The organism is Ruminococcus sp. YE282 (genome assembly GCA_900101355.1).
GTDB classification, from domain to species: Bacteria; Bacillota; Clostridia; order Oscillospirales; family Acutalibacteraceae; genus Ruminococcoides; species Ruminococcoides bromii_A.
This window is the reverse complement of sequence record FMUV01000066.1, coordinates 1-4,463: the sequence shown is the minus strand read 5'-3', so window position 1 is coordinate 4,463 and position 4,463 is coordinate 1. Positions and strand designations below refer to the sequence as shown.

The following is a 4,463-nucleotide window of genomic DNA, read 5'->3' as shown; positions in this document are numbered from 1 at the left end:
TAGCTGTCGCTTCTTTGCACTGCTTGCAATCTGTCGCAAGCTCTGCTCTTTGCAAGCAAAGCAGACCTTGCTCGAATTTAAATCTAAGTGCAGATATAAAAAGTATAGATGTGATAAAATTAAATATATCGGAGAATTAATATATGAAAATGATATTTACTATAATAGTTTGTAAACTGATAAGGCTTGTTGCAAAAGTTTTTGGCAAGGGCAGCAGCTTTCCGGGTCAGGTTGCATTAAAACTTTGTCCGGATATTTTGAGCAGAATAAAAATGCCAAAATACATAATTGCGGTAACGGGCAGTAACGGAAAGACTTCAACTGTTGAGATGATTGCCCACATACTTTTAAAGAACGGCAAAAAGGTTGCCTGGAATAAAGAGGGTTCAAACCAAATTGAGGGCGTTACAACCCTTGTTTTGAGCAATTCAAGCCTTTTTGGAAAGGTAAAGAGCGATATTTTGCTGATTGAAAGCGATGAAAGATTTGCAAAATATACTTTTAAGTATATAACTCCCACTCATTATGTTATTACAAACCTTTACCGTGACCAGCTTACCCGAAACGGTCACCCGGAATGGGTATATGATGCAATCTCGCAGAGTATTCACCCCGAAACCAAGCTTATTCTCAACGCCGATGACCCGCTTGTATCGTTGTTTGGCTATGGCAAAAAGGACGTCATTTGGTTTGGTGCGGACAAGCTTTCAACGGATACGGAAAGTTTTGACAGTGTTTATAACGATGGCGCATATTGCCCGCACTGCAAGTCACCTATGAATTACACTACGCACCACTATAACCACATCGGTCACTATGAGTGCCCGACCTGTGGATATAAACGCCACAGCACGGATTATACGGTTACTTCTGTTGACCTTGACAGGGGAGAGGCGGTGATTAACGGCAAGTATCATATCTCGCTTGCTCTTAAGTCGCTTTACAATATATACAATATTCTTGCCGCATTTACGGTTGCTTCGATTGTCGGCATAGGCGGTGATGAAATTGCCGCAGATATGAGCAACTATGTGCTGAAAAACGGCAGGGTTATAACCTTTGAGCTTGGCAAGCGCAAAGGCACATTGCTTACCTCAAAGCACGAAAACAGCATTTCGTACGACCAGTCAATACGTGTTGCCGTTGCAGACAAAAGAGGCTGTGACGTTATGTTTATTGTTGACGCTGTAAGCCGAAAGTATTTTACAAGCGATGTTTCATGGCTTTGGGACATTGATTTTGAAATGCTGAATAATCAAAATATCCACAACATTGTGCTTGCAGGCAAATATTGTAACGACCTTGCAGTCAGATTTTCTTATACCGATATTCCAAAAGATAAAATAACGATTATCGAGGATATAAACAAAGCTGTTGATTATCTTGAAAACGACAGGAATGAATACATTTATGTTATCACCTGTTTCTCAGATAAATATAAATTTATCAGCAGAATCAAGGGGGAATAAGCATGAAAATTCTTCATTTGTATCACGATATTATGAATCTCTACGGGGAATACGCAAATGTACTTGCAATGCAGAGGATTTTAAGCAACAGCGGCTTTGAATGTACGATTGACAGATTATCAATCGGAGATAATGCCGATTTGAGTGCATATGACTTTATATATATCGGCTCGGGAACAGAGAGAAATCAGCGTGTCGTGCTTAAAGATATTAAAAAGTATGCCGATGACCTTAAAAAGCTCATTGACGGCGGCAGGGTAATTCTTATGACGGGCAATTCGTTTGAAATGCTTGGAAAAACCGTTACTGACGCCGAACAAAACAGCTTTAACGGACTTGGAATTTTTGAATTTACAACAATGGAACAGAACAAAAGTCGAGTTACTGCCGACGCGGTTTTTTCTGCGGACTTTTTGGATAAGCCGCTGGTCGGATTTGTCAACAAGTGCAGTGAGATAAGCGACGTTGAAAATCCGCTTTTTGAGGTAAAGATGGGGCTTGGCAACAAGAGCGGAGACAAGCACGAGGGTGTTCGCAAAAATAACTTTTTCGGCACTCACCTTACAGGCCCTGTGCTTATCAAAAATCCGTATTTTCTTGAATATATGGCAGGACTTGTCGCCAAAGATTCAAAGGCAATTAACACCGAAAATCTTTCATACGAGAGAGCGGGCTATGAGGTGACTTTATCGGAGCTTGAGAAACGTATGAATGAAAATAAATAGAAAGGAGATGCTTTTTATGAGTAACAATCTCAACAATCAGACCACTAAGAAAAAGAAAAATTCCTATTTTAACTCAAATCCGGTTATGAATGGGCTTAATAAGGTCAATGAACGTACTTCGGCAGGTTCTTTGTCGGCTTCCTACGGAGGAATTGCCGTGAAGACAGTATTTTTCCTGCTTATGGTTGTTGTGGGAATTATGCTTTATCTTGTTCTTAACAACCTTGTATTTACAAACGCTGCTTATCAGGGCGAGGTATTCACACTTAATTACGACAGCTTGGAATATCAGGTTTCAACTGTTGAATTGGCAATGTTCGGCGCTGTTACCGTTGTCGGTATAATTTGTCAAATACTTGCCTGTTTTGTTGCACCGACAATTCCTGTTACCGGTTCATTGTTTTCTGTTTGCGAAGGATTTTTTATTTCATTTACCATATTCAAAATCCTAAAGGGCTACGAATATTTGGGCGTGCTTGCGCTTATGGTTACCGTACTTGTGGTTATGGTTATGAATTTGCTTTATGCAAAGCAAATAATCAGGGCAACACATAAGTTCAGAATGGTTATGGTTACGCTGTTTGCAACAGTTATCGGAATTTCAATTTTAATGACAATCGGTTTTCTTATTCCGTTCACAAGACCTATTGTTGGAAGTGTTATGGCAAATCCTGCTATTTCAATTGCATTTACTGTAATTTCAGTTGCTATTGCAGCTTTGTTCTTGATTTCTGATTTTGCAATGATTGATACTGTTGTTAATGAGAATTATCCAAAAAAATATGAATGGCGTGCTTCATTCGGCTTGGCATTCACAGTTATTTGGCTCTATGTAAAAATTCTTGATTTAATCATTCAGATTTTTGTAAACAGCAGGGATAACTGAGTTTGAATAAGGGACAAAAATGCCGAAAGCCTGTATTTATGCGGGCTTCCGGCATTTGTTTTATCAAATGGCTCTATTTGCAGCGGATAATGAGAATAGCACAATTATGTCATTAGTATTAAAGAGAAACCGTACAACTGTAAATACATGACAAGCAGCGGAAAATCGCTGTTCAAACAGTAGAAAAGCTTAACCAATGTTAATTGAAAATGTCGGAAAGGTTTAAGGGTGCAAGATTAAAATAATAACAGATGCATTTGACGATTCAGCGGCTTTATTTGAGCCAAAGGATTTTTATGGTGAGCAAAAACATTTATGCGATAAGTGTTTTATTGTATTTTCTGAACAAATATTTGAATATATGCTTGAAACGTATATTCACGAAGAAGTCGGAGCTATAAAGTGCTGTAATGGAATTACATCAGTGTATGTTTTTGAAATTAATGGAATGAAAATTGCAGGATATCTGAGCCATATTGGTTCTGCAATGGCAGGTGGAGATGTTATAGAGGTAAACTGGATTACCGGTGCCAGTAAATTTATTATGTTTGGTTCTGCCGGCTCGTTAGATAGCGAAGCAACAAATGGTAAGTTCGTTATTCCAACAGAAAGTTACCGAGAAGATGGTTTAAGTTATAATTATGCAGTTCCTGCAGATTACATAGAAATAAAAAATTCTGATGTAGTTAAAAGAATATTTGATGAATTGAAACTACCGAGTATTCAGGGAAGGGTTTGGACAACGGATGCTTTATACCGTGAAACGAAAGCGAAACTCAAGGCAAGAAAGGCGGAAGGTTGTATAGCCGTTGAAATGGAGCTTGCAGGCGTTGAATCAGTATGTGACTTCTATGGTTGGAATGTGTATGATTTTCTTGTTACCGGAGATGTGCTTGATCAGGCGATTTATGATGTTTCAGGTCTTGCAAATGCCAATCATAATATGGACAAATTATATATTGCAATTGAGATAGCAAAGAGAATTTAACAAATTAATTGCAATGAGCAATATCCGGATAAAATTCTTTACTTGATAGTTTGAACTGTGTTAAAATATATTTAAATTGAGACCGCCGAAAAGTTTGTGTAAAAGTGAATAATAGACTTCCTTTCAAGCAATAATGGAAACAGAAAAATTAAAGCTTGAAAGGAAGTTTTTTTAATGGAAAAAGTACCGGCAGAAATGATGAGAGAATTTGTAAGAAGTCAGAAATTCACCTCAACAGATGAAGTTATGACAGCAATGAAAAATATGTTCAAGGACATTCTTCAGGAGGTTATGGAATGTGAGCTTGCAGATGAGCTCGGCTACGAGAAAAGCGAAAGAACGTCGAATGATGAGTGTAGCAATAAGTCGAAAAATTACAGAAACGGCTACTCAAA

At 38.1% G+C, this 4,463-nt stretch carries 5 protein-coding genes; all 5 read left to right on the top strand.

The features are described from left to right. Positions 1–143 precede the first annotated feature (143 nt). Positions 144–1,469 (top strand): Mur ligase family protein, encoded by a 1,326-nt coding sequence (locus BLP46_RS12500; protein ID WP_092979356.1) that lies wholly within the window; start codon positions 144–146, stop codon positions 1,467–1,469. A gap of 2 nt (positions 1,470–1,471) precedes the next feature. Then, on the top strand, positions 1,472–2,194 hold the full coding sequence (locus BLP46_RS12495; RefSeq protein ID WP_092979354.1) for a hypothetical protein: 723 nt from the start codon (positions 1,472–1,474) through the stop codon (positions 2,192–2,194). A 16-nt stretch (positions 2,195–2,210) separates the two neighbouring features. After that, entirely contained in the window at positions 2,211–3,080 is an 870-nt protein-coding gene (locus BLP46_RS12490; RefSeq protein ID WP_167669276.1) for a Bax inhibitor-1/YccA family membrane protein, read from the top strand. Between the two features lie 361 nt (positions 3,081–3,441). Beyond that, on the top strand, positions 3,442–4,068 hold the full coding sequence (locus BLP46_RS12485) for a nucleoside phosphorylase (RefSeq protein WP_318259632.1): 627 nt from the start codon (positions 3,442–3,444) through the stop codon (positions 4,066–4,068). Between the two features lie 174 nt (positions 4,069–4,242). Beyond that, a partial coding sequence (locus BLP46_RS12480; protein ID WP_207645253.1) for a transposase occupies positions 4,243–4,463 on the top strand: 221 nt, incomplete at its 3' end.

Excerpts from the sequence above, each read along its gene's own strand:
- BLP46_RS12500 (WP_092979356.1), top strand. The coding sequence starts at position 144 with ATGAAAATGATATTTACTATAATAGTTTGTAAACTGATAAGGCTTGTT.
- BLP46_RS12495 (WP_092979354.1), top strand. The coding sequence starts at position 1,472 with ATGAAAATTCTTCATTTGTATCACGATATTATGAATCTCTACGGGGAA.
- BLP46_RS12490 (WP_167669276.1), top strand. The coding sequence starts at position 2,211 with ATGAGTAACAATCTCAACAATCAGACCACTAAGAAAAAGAAAAATTCC.
- BLP46_RS12485 (WP_318259632.1), top strand. The coding sequence starts at position 3,442 with ATGCTTGAAACGTATATTCACGAAGAAGTCGGAGCTATAAAGTGCTGT.